Genomic DNA, 15,651 nt, shown 5'->3' on the forward strand with positions numbered 1-15,651 from the left:
TAGAGTTAAAAAAGAATTCTATATTATTCGGTTCGATCACTTAGCGCCAGACTTATTCAAGTCCGAGTGGTATAGGTGTTTCCTATACCCCCACGCTAGCCAGATGCCTCTGTTGCTAACGTTCGGCAATGATTACCTTTCGTACACGGTCGTCGGATGCCTCCTCTCGTGTAGTACTCATTTGCATTGCTACCTCTAATTTATTTTTCACAATTATAATATTTTCAGTATTGTTTGTCAATTGAAAACTTTTCAAATTTTTAGTATTGACTTATTTTTTTCTTTAAAACTGCTTTAAATCAAGGTTTACAAGGTGTATTTTTTATCTGAACTTCCGAATCTCCAAAATATTTTGCGACATTGTTTTGTGAATTTTTAAAATAAAATGCTATAATACAAATTTAAAACGACGAATATACGGAGTTTTTGCTTGAAGCCAACTTTAACTATTGACCTGCGGAGGTGCTATGTATGGATTTATCAAATAAATTTAACACTAATCTTGGAAAAATTAAAATTTCTAAAATTCGTGAATTTGATCAGGAAATCTCCAAAATACCGAATGTTTTGAAATTAACACTTGGTGAACCAGATTTTCCGACACCTGAACATATCAAAAAAGCTGCAATTGATGCGATTGATGCCGATGAAAGTCATTATACTGGCATGCGTGGCCTGATTGAACTCCGTCATGCAGCCAGTCAATTTGTAGCTGAAAAATACAATTTGCATTACGATGCTGAAACAGAAATTTTGACCACAGTTGGTGTCACAGAGGCGATTGCTACTTGTCTCCTTTCAATTATTGAACCTGGCGATAAAGTTCTAATCCCGGCACCTGCTTATCCTGGTTATGCGCCTGTAGTAAGCTTAGCTGGCGGTCAATTGGTCGAGATTGATACCACAACTGATAAATTTGTCTTAACTCCTGAAAAACTTGAACAAGTATTGAACGAAACCGAGAATATCAAGGCTATCATCCTTAATTATCCTTCAAATCCAACGGGCATAACTTACACTCATGCCCAACTTAAAACACTTGCTGAAATCATCAAAAAACATGAAATTTTTGTCCTTTCTGACGAAGTTTATTCTGAAATTAACTATAGCCAACATGTACATACTTCTATTTCGACCTTTTTACGTGATCAAACTTTTGTACTTAATGGCCTTTCAAAATCACATGCGATGACGGGTTGGCGAATGGGGCTGATTTTTGCAGAAAAATACTTGATTGATCAGCTTGTAAAAACACACCAATATCTGGTTACTTCCGCCTCAACACAATCGCAATGGGCAGCAGTTGAAGCTCTGAGTAAAGGAAAAAATGATGCTGAGCTAATGAAAGTCGAATACCTCAAACGGCGGGATTACATTATTGAGAAAATGACTGAACTTGGCTTTGAAATTATCAAGCCAGACGGGGCTTTCTATATTTTTGCCAAAATTCCAGCAGAATATAACAGCAATTCTTTTGAATTTTTATATGATTTTGCAAAGAAAAAACATGTAGCATTCATTCCAGGATCAGCCTTTGGTCAATATGGTGAAGGTTATGTCCGTTTGTCCTATGCAGCTTCAATGGAAGTGATTAAGATTGCTATGGAGAGATTGAAAGAATATCTTTCGGAATAACTTACTATTATGGTTGTGCTATACTCAGAGTTTATCTTTGCTTTAATGTAAACCTTCTCAAAAAAGACGAGAAAAATCTCGTCTTTTTTGTTATATATTCACTCTTGTTATTAATCAACGAAAATAGGTTTGGCTTGTAAAAATGAGATTGTTTTAATGTGTAAATCCATATACTTTATTTTTAGGATTATTATGGTATTTAAGATGTGCCTTATTCAAAAATTCAATAGCTTCTTGCATATCTTGCACGTAATTGTATGCCATATTCATTCCAAAATCCGCTCGAATTACTATCCGTTGTATAATATTATCCTCTAAGTTTTTTGGTAAAGGATAGGCTGGCACTTGCCATCCTTTCATTAATAAACGATCGGCTAAGTCGTATAAATCCCAGTCACAATTTCTGTCTTCTCTTAATTTATAGCATACAATTGGAAGTTGTGAACCATCATTTACAATTTCAAATAAACCTGTTTTTTCAATTGATTTTGCTAAATACATCGCTACTTTATGCGTTCTTTCATGTATAGCTTTGTATCCATCAAAACCATAGCGTACAAAATTATAATATTGTCCTATCAGCTGAGCCGCGCTATGAGAAAAGTTAATAGCCATGGTTGGTAATTCTCCTCCAAGATAGCTTACTTTAAAAATTAACTCCTCTGGTAAATATTTCTTATCACGCCATAATACCCAACCTACTCCAGGATAAACGAGACCGTACTTATGACCTGATGTATTGATGGAAATGACATTTTTTAATCGAAAATCCCACTTAAGATGTGGTTCAACAAATGGTGCATAAAGTCCACCTGAAGCAGCATCTACATGTATGTACACTTTATAATCTGTACGTTTGTTGTGTTCTTCAACTAACTTATCAAGAGCCTTGATATCGTCATATCTTCCTGTATACGTAATCCCCATAATCCCCACAATACCAATAGTATATTCATCAACATAATCCATAACCTTGTCTAGATTAATTGACATGTGGTTTTTGTCCATCGGTACTTCACGCATTTCAATATCCCAATATACACAGAATTTTTCCCAACAAACTTGATACCCAGAAGAAATAACGAGATTTGGTTTTTTAGCATTAATGTCCAAGCCTAACTTTTCTGCTCGTTTACGCCAAGAGAATTTCATTGCCATTCCTCCCAACATACAAGCTTCTGAAGAACCAATTGTTGATGTTCCCATAAACTGTTCGTTTTCACTTGCATTCCAAAGGTCAGCAATCATATTTACACAACGGTTTTCGATTTCGGTTGTTCTTGGATATTCTGATTTATCTATTGCATTTTTCTCAAGAGTTTGACTCATTAGTTTTACTGCTTCGGGTTCCATGTATGTTTGACAAAAAGTGGCTAAGTTCAACCGCGCATTCCCTTCATCTAGCATCTCATCTTGAACTAATTGGTAAGCTACCCGAGGTTCAATCGATTTTCTCCCTAATTTATATTTGGGCAAATCAACTTGTTCACTTTCGGAGCCAAATATTGGTTCTAAAAATTCTGCCTCATCCCGATTTTCTTTTCCATATAACATATTTATATCCTCCAATTTCTTTAATGTTTTAATACATGTTCTTCATTCTTTACAATATGATGCTCCCCTCGAGCTGCCGGATAAACGGCTGGATTCACTTCTCCTGCTTTGAAGTGAATTGGTTCTTCAAGAGATCTATGACTCTTTTTATCATGTAGTTCATAAATAACAAATGGTAAGATTACTGTAACAGCAAAGCTTATAAGTAATATCATTTGATAAGTTCGTGTCTCACTTTGAGCAATTGATTCCGGTGGGACAAAAGAAATTAATAAAGCAAACAGAGATAATAATAACCCTACTCCTGCAATAATTGTTTTGCCTATCATTTTTCCTGGAACATTATATGTTCGTTTTAAATTCTTTTTCTTGTAGATTAAGACGAAATAACCTAAGAAAAATAGTAGATAACCAACCAAGTAGATAACTACAGTCAAAGAAATTGCTACCAAGAAGGACAAATTATTGCCGCCACCACCAAAGGTTAAAATCGCTCCCCAAAGAGTCACGATGACACCTTGAATCATAACTAAGGGCACGGGAACATCATGGGTATTCGTTTTTCGTAAAAATTTTGGAAGTAATCCACGTTGCGCTGCTGCAAACATTCCTCGAGAAGGCCCAACTACCCATGAGCTTACTTCTCCCATTACTCCAAACGCAATCATTATTGCAATTATTTTGACCAACCAACTTAAGTGGTTATTAAAATGTAAGATCAGTGTTTGAAAAGTCTGAATCACACCAGCGCTTAAAGATAACTCTTTTTGAGGTATTACTGCAGCCACTGTAAAGCCCCCAAGCGCATCTAAAGAAATAGCTAATATTACTAATAAAACCATTGCTAAAGGATAATTTCTTTTTGGATTTTCTAACTCATTGATATGAGAAGCTGAAGCTTCAACTCCCATATAAGCTAAAATAAACGAAACAAAAACTACCAATGTTGAAAGCTGTGAAAAGTCTGGAATAAAAGCTGCCTTATTGATGGGGATTTCTATAGGATTTCCTCCTACAAAATAAGCTACTGCTAATACAAATAAGATAATGGATGGAATTACAATCCCGATTATAAATCCCGCTTTTACTAATTTTGCAGTGCGCTGAGTCCCACCTAATTGTGAAAAGGTCAGTCCCCAAAAAATGACCAGCAAGCCTATAAATTTAATGAGTGGATCTGAATTTAAAGCTTCAAAATTTAATACGTATGAAAGTGCTCCTAAGATAAAGTATATCATTGTTACAAATCCAACTGTAATTTGAAACCATTGGAAAAAAATTGCCGCAAATCCAAAACGCTCTCCTAAAGTTTGGCTCACCCAGCTGAAAATACCTCCATTTTTCCACCCCTCAACTGTGGACATTTCTGCAGCACATAGGGCAACTGGTAAAAACCATAGTATTCCGCCTAGTAGTAAAAAGAAAACCAAGTGCAATTTAGAAGTGGCAAAGGTCGAATACTCATATACGGTCAAAACCATTGAAGCAGTTAAAGCAAAGAATCCGAATAATGTTAATTTTTTTTGATTCATCATACCTCCTTAAAATATGTGGTAACAATTTTCAAAATAATTGTTGCCCAAATCTAGATTTCATCTCCTTTCTATATCAAGTATATTCTCTTAAAAATAAAAAAACTCTCTGTATCTGTTGCTTTAAAGCAACAGATACAGAGATTAATTTTTTTAAAACTTTTCCAACCTTCTTTGATAAAATTCTTTCAATCGTAAACCTCCAAATTCCTCCAAAGCTCCCAGAGCACAATTAATTTTTTTACGTCCTAAATCCTTATCTTCAAAGTTAAAAATAACAATTCCTGTTGCCAGATGCCTCAAAACTTCAGCATATAAATCCACTCCCATTTCCCGATATTTTTTGGTAATTTCTAATATATTTTCAGCTTCAATTCTTTCTCCATGCGCTGCAAATATAGCCGCACTTTGATACGCAATCTGTAATAATCTTCGTCTGTACTTTAATAATCGACAATATTTTTCACACCTTTTGTCAAAATTGGCCAGAAGATTTTCCATCTGATTAATAGCAATATGATCTGAGACAAAATAAAATAATGTGAGCTCAAAATAGCCCCATTCTTTAACATTGCAAAGATAATTTTCAATCTCTCTCACTTCCAGGGGACTTATATTTTCAAGTCGAGTTTTTGCAGCAAGTGACAACATATGTTTTCCTGCTTCACGCGCCTCAAGATATAACTTTTGAATTTTATTTAGATCTTGACTAAAGTCGGCTTCTTCTAGTTCCAACAAGAAAAAATCTTGATATTTGGGCATAAAGTTATTTACAATTAATTCATACTCTGCTAAGGGAACTTGCATCTCTTCTAACATCAAGTCAACGCGCTCAAAACTCATCATACTTTGCCCTCTTTCAAATCGAGATAAATTTGCTCTATTTATTCCAATCTTACTAAAATATGAGAGTCCCAAATTCTTTTGGTTCCTTAACTTTTTAAAACAATCTCCATATTTTTTATACACAGTTAATGACCTCCTAATTTTGTTTTTAACGTTATGATAAATAACAATAATTACATTTATGCCTAAAAAAATATGCACGTGAAATTATAACTCATTTACAAGTTGGTCGTCAAATATATACTCAATTAAGGCTATCAGGCATAGATTTTTATGTTCAAAAAACTTCCTTTTAAATCTCTATAAGGCGAAATTAATTTATCTCTGTGAGTTCAAAGCATTGACAGTTTTCTTAGAAAATGATATTATTACTCCTAATAAAAACGAAAGGAGCTGTACAACCAATGATCAACTGTTATTCTACTCAACTTTGGCAAAGATACAGGTGTATGTATGGCTTCTAACTGAAGAAAACCATAGATACAAATTTTAGTGTACTTTCTAAAACCTGTATCTATGCTCAAATTGGATGATTAAAGCATAGAAGTTTCTATGCTTTTTTTGTGTTATAGAAAGTACTCTGCCTTATCATTAAAAACTAGAAAGAGGAACTTTTATGAATCAAAAAAACAAATCATCAAATACTATTGCACTTACTCCAATCTTCATTATACTTGGACAAATTTTGAATATTATCACTCCCAGTATCGCTGGAATTATTCGCCCGGACTTTTCCTTGGCCTTTTTATTCCTCTGTATAATGATTAAACCTACACTCAAACAAGTTTTCTTGGCAAGCGGTCTTGTTATCCTTACTTCCATGATTCTTGGTGGTAATCCGATTTTCCAGCTGCCAGCTGCTTTTGACCGTACCCTGTCAGCCTTGGCATGCTTACTCTTATATAGGTTAGTCCTAAGAATTTCTCCCAAATTATTTTTAGCTAAAATAGGGGTAATCTATTTCCTCGCCACATTGATAAGTGGTTGCGTGTATGTTTTTGCTGTATATCTTTTGGGAACTTTACTTCACATTTCGGAGCTTATGGTTGTCTTTAAAATGGGCCTTCCTGTTCTTTTAATTACGATTTTTTCTACGGCATTTGTCAATTATTTCCTGGGAATTTTGCTCTACAAACTTGTTTCAACATTTTCCAAAGGAAAATATCTTTTCGCTGTTTCTTAATGAGATATGAAAAAGACTTCTCTCTATAAAAACATAAACAATTTAATTGGTATAGACTTTATGCTATGTTAAAATATCTGAGGCGAATCGCCAATTCAAACAAGGAGGTCTATACTTTTGAATTTTTTACGTGATAATAAAAGAGAATTCATTGTATTAACTATATATATTTTATTTGTCCCCTTCCAACTTGGAATGATCCCCTTACTCTTTCTATCTGAGTTAGCTCAGACAAATTGGGTAGAATCTGATTTTTTAAACTTCGCAGTTGGTATAACAGTCTCTGCACTGACAGCACTTATTCTCTTCCGAAAAGAATTGAGAGAAAGTTTTGGCTATTTTAAGGAGCATTCCTTATGGAAAATTTTAAGCCTCCCCTTATGGATGGCAGCGATACTTTTGGTGGAATCTCTGGCTCAAGGTATTTATGGAAAGGGATTAAACCCTGAAAATCAAGCTGCTCTCTCTGAAATGAGTAAGCAAATCCCTTTATTCTTTACCATCCTTATTCTTGGTGTTTTAGGCCCCATCATTGAAGAGATTATCTTTCGCCATATCTTCCTTAATAGACTCTCAAATTATACAGGAACACTAATTGCAGTCCTTGTTTCTACTGGTTTATTCACCGCTATGCATATGCAGCAACCTATGGATTTTGTCCTCTATGTACCTGGAGCAATGCTTTTAGCTTTAGCTTATTTAAGCTCTCAGCGTTCCTTATTTTTTGTTATTTGTCTTCATATGTTGAATAATATTTTAGGCTTATTAAGTTAAGGTATTTATTATATATAACTAAATAGTTGCAAACGCAACTATTTTATTTTATAATCAATACATCCTCTTTCATGAAAGGAGAAATACTATTCAAAATAATATTTTAAGAGATATCGGTACTATAGCACGCGCCTTAGATTCTATCAGTAATATTGAATTCAAGGAGCTGAAACTTGCAAAAGGACAATACCTCTACCTCAGTCGTATTTTTGAAAATCCTGGAATTAATCAACAACAAATTTCTGAACTTTTATGTGTCGATAAGAGTACAGCAAGTCGTGCTATCAATCAATTGGTAGAAAAAAAACTTATAAAAAAAGTTGAAGATACTGGAAACAAAAAAAATAAACTACTATATGTTACTTCTCATGGCAAAGAAGTTTACCCTATATTAAACAGAGAGCTTTACTATTCTACTCAAGTTGCCTTATCCGGTCTTAATGCAGAGGAGATTACTCAAGTAGAGAATTTACTCGGAAAAATCAGTCAAAATATCGTGGATAACTGGATCGATGTTAAAAAAGGAAAGAAACGAATCTACTAAAAGGAGTTGGTGTGAATATTAGAATTTCCCGCGTTACTATGCAAGATCTACATGTCTTACAAGACTTAAGTATAGAAACCTTCGCTGAAACTTTTGGAGAACAAAATCCACCAGAAGATTTAGAGCTTTATTTAGAAAAAGCTTTTAATCCTCAACAATTAACCAAAGAATTCAATGACTCTAACAATAGTTTCTATTTTATTTTCCAAGATGGTTGTCTCGCAGGTTATATCAAGTGGAAAAATGCAACTCTTCCAGAACACTCTACTTTAGCTGAGGCTCTTGAAGTGGAAAGACTATATGTTAGAAAGTCTCACCAGCACTTAGGCTTAGGAAAACATTTATTAGATTTTGCTTTCGAAGAAGCACAGCGCACACACAAGGAATATATCTGGCTCAGTGTCTGGGAGCACAATCCTACTGCTTATGGTTTTTATAAAAATCAAGGCTATGTGGAATGTGGGTCACGTCATTTTCATTTAGGGACTTTAACGCAAACAGATTTAATCATGAAAAAAGAAATAAGGAGAACTACTATGCAAACTGTTACTGTGGATAAAAACTTTTGGGAACTTTTTCCAGAAGCTCAACTCTATACCTTAGTTGTAAACAATATTGACAATCATGTTCATGATTTAGGCCCCTACCAAGAGCTTCTAAAGGAGGCATTTAAAGAGTCTGAAAAATTTTTAGTTGAAGATGATTTTAAAGAAAACTTTGTCATCTCCGAATGGCGTGATATTTTTACACAGTTTAAGAAGAAAAAAGGTGCACGCTCTTCTATTGAAGCTCTTTTAAAAAGAGTGGCTCAGGGCAAAGAGTTAGAACCAATCAACCCACTTGTGGATATCTATAATAGTATTTCTCTTCGTTATGGTGTACCTTGTGGCGGTGAGGACTTAGATAAAATCAACGGCGATTTACATTTAGGCTTAGCCAAGGGGGGTGAAGATTTTTATCCTCTGGGGGCGCAAAAGAGTGAGCCAGCTCTTGCGCAAGAAATTATATATTATGACCTTGATGGTGCGATCTGTCGCTCTTTGAATTGGCGTGAAGCCCAACGTACCATGTTGACAGAAGAAACTACAAACGCCATCTTGGTGATTGAAGCAGTAACCCCTTCTCAACAAGAACGTGCACTAGAGGCTATCCAAGAGTTACAGGCTAAAATTAAGGATATTCTTGGTGTTGAGGGAGAAATTCAAATTATCAACAATAAGTAAGAAAGAAAGATAAATAATAATAAAAAAGTGCTAGATAATCTAGCATCTTTTTGTTATTTAAATTCTGTAATTTTTTCAGCCGCTAATCTTACAGATTCATATCCTGCTTCTTTGGCTTTGCCGACAGATAAAATCATTACTGGCACGTAACGGTTTTCGTCCAAACCAAAAGCTTCTGCCAATTGGTCTGCCTCGAATCCGCCGATAGGATTTGTTTCGTAACCATGAGCGCGTGCGATGAGCATAAATTGCATTGCAGCTAAGCTTGAATCAATTTTGACAACATCATTCATTTCTTCTTTACTAAAGCTTTGGTAGTAAGGAATAATCGCTTCTAACTGTTGATCACGTACATCTGCTGGCATCTTGCCTTCTTCTACAGCTTGGTTATAAATTTCTTCCCCTAATTCATAACAGAGAAGATCCCCAAAAATAAGAACCATAGCCGAAGAAGTTTCATTTTGACGGGTATTAAAACGAATTAAAGGTTTTAATTTTTCTTTTTCTTCATCACTTTCAACAACAACAAAACGCCAAGGTTGCATATTTACAGATGATGGTGCTGTTGTTGCTTCTTGGATCATTTCAAGCATTTCTTCATGTGAAATTTTATAAGTTTCATCATAAACACGCACGGATTTTCTTCCAAATGTGATTTCTGAAAAATCATTATTTACAATACGAGTTGACATTTTATTCTCCTTTATGTCCCAATAACTTTGTGAGCAGCTCAAGAAGTACGTCTTCTTCTTGAGCTGTGAGTGCTAGCTCTAAACTTTTCTCAGAAGAGTTATTATAGTTTCTTTCACAACGTTCCAAAGCCTCTTTTGAGCTATCCGTGATTTTAACAAAAACTTCGCGATTGTTTTGTTTATTTCTCTCACGGGTAACATAACCTTTTGCTTCGAGCAATTTTAGATGCCTTGTAATAGCTGCACTGTCTATTTTTAACTCATTCTGTAATTGCCCTTGAGAACATTGACCGTTTTCCTTCAAAAACATCATAAGCTCATAACGGGTAATACTAAAGCCAGTTTCTTTTTCAAACTTCGTTGTCATCTCTTGATTCGCTAGTTTTAGCTTGTAAAAGAGCTGACTCATTTGTCTAAGGTTCATTTGTCCCCCTTTTTAAATTGACCGGTCAATCATTGACTAGTCAATAATACTACATTCCTATTTTTTTGTAAACTATTTTGATTGCTGCTGTGTCAAAATAAGTAGCTTTGATTTTTTCTCTCTCTTACTTGTGGTAAACTTAAACCATGTATAATTCGCTGACCTATATAACGACCCTTTTGAATGATTTAGGCTTATCTCCAAGTATACCTACAAAAGATACTTATAATTCTGAATACGAAGGTTTTTGTTTTCAAGCAGATGGTCTATCTTTTCGAAGTCGTCGCGCTAAAAAAACTCCTAAAAAACAAGGATATTTTGTAGCATTTTGGGAAAAGGACACCAACAACAAAAATATCCCCTTTAGTTTTGAAGCTTTTCCCGATAAACTTGTCATTTCAGTCATTGATGGACCCTTGAGTGGCCAGTTTATCATTCCCAAGAGCGTTCTTCGAGAAAAAAAGATTTTAAAACACAAGGGAATTACTGGAAAAATGGCTTTGCATTTTTACCCATCCTGGGAAACATCACTCAACAAAATCGCGCAGGCTGCCCAAAAATGGTAATGCGATTATTTCATTGATACTACTAATATTATCCAAAAAGAAAAATTAGCCCAATTGTATTTTTCTTCTTCATCCATAAACAATAAAAAACCGTAGTTTTAAGCTTACGGTTTTTTATTGTTTATTGCTGCGCTAACTTTTTACTAAAAAGCATTGCAGTTAAATCGATTCGATTTTGACCAAAATCAAGTTGAATATCTCGAGCTCCGGCCATATGAAAACCCTTGTATTCATAGAATTGATAAGTACAGCCCGTGTCTGTGAAAAGGAATATTTCTTTTCCAGCTTCCCGCGCAGTAAGCTCATTGATTAAAGCGGTACCTACACCTTTGATTTTTTTCTCGGGATCAGCAGCCAAATACAAAATTTCGCCCTCAGGTGATGCTTCACTTTTATACGACCGTAATAATTCTTTATTCGTAGCTTCATAAGTGTCTAAGCCTTTGTTTTTAGAAAAGGTCCGCAAAAAGTTAAAAGTCTTCATGTAGGCTTTTTGGCCAAAGGTTTGTTTCAGTTTAGGTTCTCCATATATCTCTGCGAGCAATAAGCCCACCATTTCACCATCAACATAGGCAGCAATAGCTTGCGTAGCTTTTGACAGCTCAAAATATAGAAAATTTTTGGCATACATATTGATGATGGTTTTATTATTACTGTACCTATCAAAGCTCATCCCTTTAACAGCAAACTGGATTGCTTTTTGATAATCCTTTGGATCAAATGCTCTTATTTCAATTTTCATCTTTTTTATCCTCCATAACTCTCTGTGCTTTTTCAAGCAAGCTTTCGGTAAAAGTTTTCGTTTGCTCCAAAAATACTTGTGTGTTCTTCAAGCCGAATTCTTCTATAACTTGTGTTTCAAAGATATCTGTTTGCTCTTGAATCTCCTCAAAAACTTTTCTTCCATTTGGAGTGAAAACGATAAATTTTTCCTTTTCATTTTTTCCTTTAGTGAGTTGAAGAATATCTTGTTTTTGCAATTTCAAAAGTAAGCTATGTACTGTTGATTTCGGCAAAAATAAGATTTCACTTATTTCTTTTTGGGTGACAGTATCACTTTCATCGATAATATAGAGCGTCATTAGTCCATTAAAAGTCAGATTATATTCATGCGCCACAAGCGCGTAAGTCATATCAAGTTTGCCAAGCGCTGTGCTAAATTGTGTCATTATTTCTCGATATTTCATTTAACCGCTCCTTTTTAGTGCGAAGTCGTACCATTTCATTATAGTACGATTCCGCACTAAAGTCAAGGCTTTTCTAAAATAAAAAGGCAGATTAAAACCTGCCTTTTTATTTTCATCTATTCAGATCATTCAGCTGCCGTATCAAGAATGATTTTACCCAAACTTCCTTTGTTTTCCATGATATAATCTTGCGCTGTCGCAGCTTGCTCGAGTGGGAATACTTTATCAACGACAGGTTTAACACCCTCACTTAAACCTTGCAGTAACAAGTGTGTGTTTTCCTCCACTTCTTCTGGTGTGATATTTGCCAACATTAGACCTGTGATATGTGCCCCTTTCATCATCAAGACACGAGGATTAATGGTTACTTCACCTCGATTACCAATAATAACAATTCGCCCGTTGTTGCCAATAGCATCTAAGTCTTTCTGTAAATTAACATTTGCAAGCATTTCGATAATCACATCAAGACCATGGTCCTTTGTCAAGTCCTGTATTCTCTCGATATATCCTTCAGCATGATGGTTAAAGACATAGTCTGCACCAAGCTTTTTCAATATCTCAAGGCCCTTTTCAGACCCTGCTGTTGCAATAACCTTGGCACCATACAGCTTGGCAAATTGAAGGACAAGTGTCCCCACTCCTCCAGTTGCACCATGTATAAGTATATATTCTCCAGACTTAAGGTCCGCTTTTTGCTTAAGGGCATAAAGGGCGGTTAAGCCGCTCGATCCTAGTGCTGCTCCTTGACTATAAGTCATAATTTCTGGGAGTAAGGTCGCTTCGGTGGCCTTGCATGTTATTGCTTGTGCATATGTTCCAAACTGAGCATCACTCTCTACAGTCACAAAGACACGATCACCTACCTTAAAGTTTTTCACTTGTGCACCTACAGCTTTGACAATCCCAGCTCCATCTTTTCCTGGGATATAAGGGAGCGAAGGCAGTTGCGCGTATGTTCCTTGGCGCACATAGGTTTCAACTGGGTTGACCGCTGCAGCTTTGAGGCTGACATAAATCTCATCATCTTTCATAACTGGGTCTTTAAGCTCTTTATACTTAAGAACGTTACTGTTACCAAATTCAGATACTTCTATTGCCTTCATATTTTCCTCCTTATGAATTACAGATTTCTATAGCACTCATTATATAGCAAGATTTACTATTTGTATAGTAGGTACTCCGAGGTGCCTTAGATACTTTGTAGTAACTCTTCAACAAGTGGCATGACAAAAAAACAACTGGAAAAATCCAGTTGTTCTGGTTAATTGTATCTATACTAATAGCTTATGTCTTCTTCACCTTCATCTTCTAGTTTTGGACGTTCTTTGATGCTCAAATTATATACATCTGATAATATTAATGGCACCCGCTCAAGTGACACTTCCGAAAATTGTAAGCCAAACCAGCGATCTGGTGTTGCTGTATAACGCTTGATTCGGGCTTTTGCTTTCAAGACGAATCGATCAAAAGCTGGAAGTTTTTGTGCATTTGTCACCCGTTCCTCGATAACTACAAATCTGAAGTCACCAACATCCCTACCAGGCATTGTGGTGTATTTTTGCTCTTGTTTAAGCAATCGTCCTGATTTTATTAAATCTTTAACAATCGTCCGAAGATAACGGGGCACTTCTTGTTTCATGCGAAACCCTAGATACAAATGAACTTTAACGATATAATCTGTTCCCATCATATCAACTTCATATTCGGAAGTCCATGGTTCATCAGTAACTTTCACATTAACAAACCAGTAAACTTCCGCCTTTTTAGGACGTTTATCAAGTATTGAATATAGGATAGAACGGTCAATAAAATCACCTTCCATTTTATTACTCAAATAAACGAGATTGGTTTGATAGAGATCCATCTCCTTGTCTTCTTTGAGTTCTTTCAATTGTCCTTTGAAATCATTGAGATCCAGTGACTTAATATGTTTGTTCACACTTTTACTTGATTGGAACCAAACAAACATCACAAATATAATCATGGCCGCCATAATCACTACAACATAACCTCCATGAACAAACTTGGCTGCTGAGGCAATAAAGAAAATCAATTCAATACTAGCAAAGAATGCAGCTATCAGGTAAGCCAAAGGTTTCTTTAAGCCTCGGTAAACGAGATAATATGCCAGAAGTACTGTTGTCATAAGCATAGTGACAGTAATGGCTAGACCATAAGCTGCCTCCATGTGTTCCGCGCTTCTAAAATAAAGTACAATCGCACTTGTCGAAAGCCATAAAATCAAGTTGACTGCTGGAATATAAAGCTGACCTAAAGTTTTCCCTGGATAGTAAATCCGCATCATCGGTAAAAGCTTCAAGCGAATGGCTTCTGAAACTAAGGTAAATGATCCCGAAATCAGAGATTGTGATGCGATAATAGAAGCTAAAGTCGCTAAAACAACGGCATAGATCATCATGTCTGTAGGGATTACGGCGAAGAAGGGGTTCATACCTCCCAAATCGCCACCTTTATGTGCCAAAAGCCAAGCCCCTTGTCCACAGTAAGATAAAACAATTGCAAGTTTTACAAAAGGCCAGCTGACATAGATATTGCCTCTGCCCACATGTCCAAGGTCAGAATAAAGGGCTTCTGCTCCGGTAGTCGCCAAGAATACCGAACCTAAAATAAAGAGCCCTGCCTTATTTTCTGGACTTAACAAGAGATGGACAGCATAGTAAGGATTGATTGCTTTAAAAATTTCAAGATTCGCAAAGGAATTTAAAAGACCTGTGATAGCTAAAAAGCTAAACCAGATAAGCATTATCGGTCCAAAAAGTTTTCCGACTAGGCCGGTTCCAAAACGTTGAATAAGGAAGAGTATAGCCAGAATGATAAGCGTTGTAACAATAACCCATGACTGGTTGGCGTAGATTTCTCCTAAACCAGGAACTCCTTTTAGGCCCTCGACAGCAGAGGTAACTGTAACTGCTGGAGTCAAAGCCCCATCTGCAAGTAAGGTGGCCCCTCCTATCATTGCTGGGATAATCAGCCATTTAGCCATCCGTCGAACTAAGGTGAAGAGGGAGAATATCCCACCTTCTTGATGATTATCGGCCTTGAGGGCAATCAGCACATACTTAACGGTTGTAATCAAGGTCAGTGTCCAGATAACTAAGGAAACCGCACCAAGGATAAAGTCCGTTGAAATATTTTGCAAGCCTCCTTGTCCTGTAACAATAGACTGCATGGTATACAAAGGGCTTGTCCCAATGTCACCATAAACTACTCCAAGCGCGATTATAAAGCCCGCTGAAGTAGCTTTGTTAAACGATTTTTCATTCGCATAACTCATACAAAAACCTCTTTCATTTTTATAAAAGGTAGAAGTACATACTTCTCCAGAAACTTTACGAGAGGATAAAATAATATTGTCTCAGTTTCTTAGAATCATTATATCAGTTTCCCTCAAAAACGCGAGGAAAAAACTTTTATATATCTGATTTTTTTATAGTACAAATAGTGAGGATGATTTCTCGCAATAAAAT

The 15,651-nt window shown here is 35.8% G+C and carries 15 protein-coding genes, 1 pseudogene and 1 riboswitch; of the genes and pseudogenes, 7 read left to right on the plus strand and 9 right to left on the minus strand.

The window, feature by feature from the left end; genetic code table 11:
• Nucleotides 1-33 precede the first annotated feature (33 nt).
• Nucleotides 34-206, minus strand: a riboswitch (Lysine riboswitch).
• A 265-nt stretch (nucleotides 207-471) separates the two neighbouring features.
• Nucleotides 472-1,635, plus strand: a complete 1,164-nt coding sequence (locus J0J33_RS00105; RefSeq protein WP_206887852.1) for a pyridoxal phosphate-dependent aminotransferase — start codon at nucleotides 472-474, stop codon at nucleotides 1,633-1,635.
• A 153-nt stretch (nucleotides 1,636-1,788) separates the two neighbouring features.
• On the opposite strand, the gene J0J33_RS00110 is transcribed toward J0J33_RS00105, so the two are convergent.
• From J0J33_RS00110 to J0J33_RS00120, 3 genes are all read right to left on the minus strand, one after another.
• Nucleotides 1,789-3,189, minus strand: coding sequence for a glutamate decarboxylase (locus tag J0J33_RS00110; RefSeq protein WP_019292826.1), 1,401 nt, complete (start codon nucleotides 3,187-3,189; stop codon nucleotides 1,789-1,791).
• Between the two features lie 20 nt (nucleotides 3,190-3,209).
• Nucleotides 3,210-4,721 carry a glutamate:gamma-aminobutyrate antiporter gene (gadC, locus tag J0J33_RS00115; RefSeq protein ID WP_206921817.1) on the minus strand — a complete coding sequence of 504 codons (1,512 nt, stop codon included), beginning with the start codon at nucleotides 4,719-4,721 and terminating at the stop codon, nucleotides 3,210-3,212.
• A gap of 153 nt (nucleotides 4,722-4,874) precedes the next feature.
• The gene (locus J0J33_RS00120) at nucleotides 4,875-5,690 is read right to left on the minus strand and encodes an Rgg/GadR/MutR family transcriptional regulator (RefSeq protein ID WP_206921733.1); all 816 of its coding nucleotides are present in this window, start codon (nucleotides 5,688-5,690) and stop codon (nucleotides 4,875-4,877) included.
• A gap of 493 nt (nucleotides 5,691-6,183) precedes the next feature.
• Here J0J33_RS00120 and J0J33_RS00125 point away from each other — a divergent pair, with 493 nt between their 5' ends.
• The 5 genes and pseudogenes from J0J33_RS00125 (at nucleotide 6,184) to J0J33_RS10700 (ending at nucleotide 9,291) form a co-directional block, all read left to right on the plus strand.
• Nucleotides 6,184-6,750, plus strand: coding sequence for a tryptophan transporter (locus J0J33_RS00125; RefSeq protein ID WP_165719913.1), 567 nt, complete (start codon nucleotides 6,184-6,186; stop codon nucleotides 6,748-6,750).
• A 117-nt stretch (nucleotides 6,751-6,867) separates the two neighbouring features.
• Nucleotides 6,868-7,524, plus strand: coding sequence for a CPBP family intramembrane glutamic endopeptidase (locus tag J0J33_RS00130; RefSeq protein WP_206921734.1), 657 nt, complete (start codon nucleotides 6,868-6,870; stop codon nucleotides 7,522-7,524).
• 88 nt (nucleotides 7,525-7,612) lie between these two features.
• On the plus strand, nucleotides 7,613-8,068 hold the full coding sequence (locus J0J33_RS00135) for a MarR family winged helix-turn-helix transcriptional regulator (RefSeq protein WP_206889257.1): 456 nt from the start codon (nucleotides 7,613-7,615) through the stop codon (nucleotides 8,066-8,068).
• Nucleotides 8,069-8,106: 38 nt separating this feature from the next.
• Nucleotides 8,107-8,481, plus strand: a pseudogene (locus J0J33_RS10695) (GNAT family N-acetyltransferase); the annotation flags it as partial.
• Nucleotides 8,482-8,604: 123 nt separating this feature from the next.
• A complete protein-coding gene (locus tag J0J33_RS10700; protein ID WP_046401215.1) occupies nucleotides 8,605-9,291 on the plus strand; it encodes a B3/4 domain-containing protein in 687 nt (228 codons plus the stop codon).
• A 53-nt stretch (nucleotides 9,292-9,344) separates the two neighbouring features.
• On the opposite strand, the gene J0J33_RS00145 is transcribed toward J0J33_RS10700, so the two are convergent.
• Both J0J33_RS00145 and J0J33_RS00150 read right to left on the minus strand, forming a co-directional pair.
• Nucleotides 9,345-9,983, minus strand: coding sequence for a nitroreductase family protein (locus tag J0J33_RS00145; protein ID WP_206916252.1), 639 nt, complete (start codon nucleotides 9,981-9,983; stop codon nucleotides 9,345-9,347).
• 1 nt (nucleotide 9,984) lies between these two features.
• Entirely contained in the window at nucleotides 9,985-10,407 is a 423-nt protein-coding gene (locus tag J0J33_RS00150) for a MarR family winged helix-turn-helix transcriptional regulator (protein WP_017370986.1), read from the minus strand.
• A gap of 179 nt (nucleotides 10,408-10,586) precedes the next feature.
• Here J0J33_RS00150 and J0J33_RS00155 point away from each other — a divergent pair, with 179 nt between their 5' ends.
• Nucleotides 10,587-10,973 carry a MepB family protein gene (locus J0J33_RS00155; RefSeq protein WP_240265686.1) on the plus strand — a complete coding sequence of 129 codons (387 nt, stop codon included), beginning with the start codon at nucleotides 10,587-10,589 and terminating at the stop codon, nucleotides 10,971-10,973.
• A 121-nt stretch (nucleotides 10,974-11,094) separates the two neighbouring features.
• Here the strand turns inward: J0J33_RS00155 and J0J33_RS00160 are convergent, their stop codons facing one another.
• The 4 genes from J0J33_RS00160 to J0J33_RS00175 all read right to left on the minus strand — a co-directional run bounded on the left by J0J33_RS00160 (nucleotide 11,095) and on the right by J0J33_RS00175 (nucleotide 15,458).
• Nucleotides 11,095-11,715 (minus strand): GNAT family acetyltransferase, encoded by a 621-nt coding sequence (locus J0J33_RS00160; RefSeq protein ID WP_061414746.1) that lies wholly within the window; start codon nucleotides 11,713-11,715, stop codon nucleotides 11,095-11,097.
• On the minus strand, nucleotides 11,705-12,160 hold the full coding sequence (locus tag J0J33_RS00165; RefSeq protein WP_003134249.1) for a MarR family winged helix-turn-helix transcriptional regulator: 456 nt from the start codon (nucleotides 12,158-12,160) through the stop codon (nucleotides 11,705-11,707). The genes J0J33_RS00160 and J0J33_RS00165 overlap by 11 nt, the downstream gene beginning before the upstream one ends.
• Nucleotides 12,161-12,285: 125 nt before the next feature.
• Nucleotides 12,286-13,266, minus strand: coding sequence for an NADPH:quinone reductase (locus tag J0J33_RS00170; protein WP_206887866.1), 981 nt, complete (start codon nucleotides 13,264-13,266; stop codon nucleotides 12,286-12,288).
• A gap of 173 nt (nucleotides 13,267-13,439) precedes the next feature.
• Nucleotides 13,440-15,458 (minus strand): KUP/HAK/KT family potassium transporter, encoded by a 2,019-nt coding sequence (locus J0J33_RS00175; RefSeq protein WP_206921735.1) that lies wholly within the window; start codon nucleotides 15,456-15,458, stop codon nucleotides 13,440-13,442.
• Nucleotides 15,459-15,651 lie beyond the last annotated feature (193 nt).

Origin of the sequence: Lactococcus sp. LG1267 (assembly GCF_017309545.1) — a bacterium.
Classification (GTDB): domain Bacteria; phylum Bacillota; class Bacilli; order Lactobacillales; family Streptococcaceae; genus Lactococcus; species Lactococcus petauri.

Coding starts and splice junctions, on each gene's coding strand:
- J0J33_RS00170 (WP_206887866.1), bottom strand. CDS start 13,266: ATGAAGGCAATAGAAGTATCTGAATTTGGTAACAGTAACGTTCTTAAG.
- J0J33_RS00150 (WP_017370986.1), bottom strand. CDS start 10,407: ATGAACCTTAGACAAATGAGTCAGCTCTTTTACAAGCTAAAACTAGCG.
- J0J33_RS00165 (WP_003134249.1), bottom strand. CDS start 12,160: ATGAAATATCGAGAAATAATGACACAATTTAGCACAGCGCTTGGCAAA.
- J0J33_RS00105 (WP_206887852.1), top strand. CDS start 472: ATGGATTTATCAAATAAATTTAACACTAATCTTGGAAAAATTAAAATT.
- J0J33_RS00125 (WP_165719913.1), top strand. CDS start 6,184: ATGAATCAAAAAAACAAATCATCAAATACTATTGCACTTACTCCAATC.
- J0J33_RS10700 (WP_046401215.1), top strand. CDS start 8,605: ATGCAAACTGTTACTGTGGATAAAAACTTTTGGGAACTTTTTCCAGAA.
- J0J33_RS00145 (WP_206916252.1), bottom strand. CDS start 9,983: ATGTCAACTCGTATTGTAAATAATGATTTTTCAGAAATCACATTTGGA.
- gadC (WP_206921817.1), bottom strand. CDS start 4,721: ATGAATCAAAAAAAATTAACATTATTCGGATTCTTTGCTTTAACTGCT.
- J0J33_RS00175 (WP_206921735.1), bottom strand. CDS start 15,458: ATGAGTTATGCGAATGAAAAATCGTTTAACAAAGCTACTTCAGCGGGC.
- J0J33_RS00160 (WP_061414746.1), bottom strand. CDS start 11,715: ATGAAAATTGAAATAAGAGCATTTGATCCAAAGGATTATCAAAAAGCA.
- J0J33_RS00110 (WP_019292826.1), bottom strand. CDS start 3,189: ATGTTATATGGAAAAGAAAATCGGGATGAGGCAGAATTTTTAGAACCA.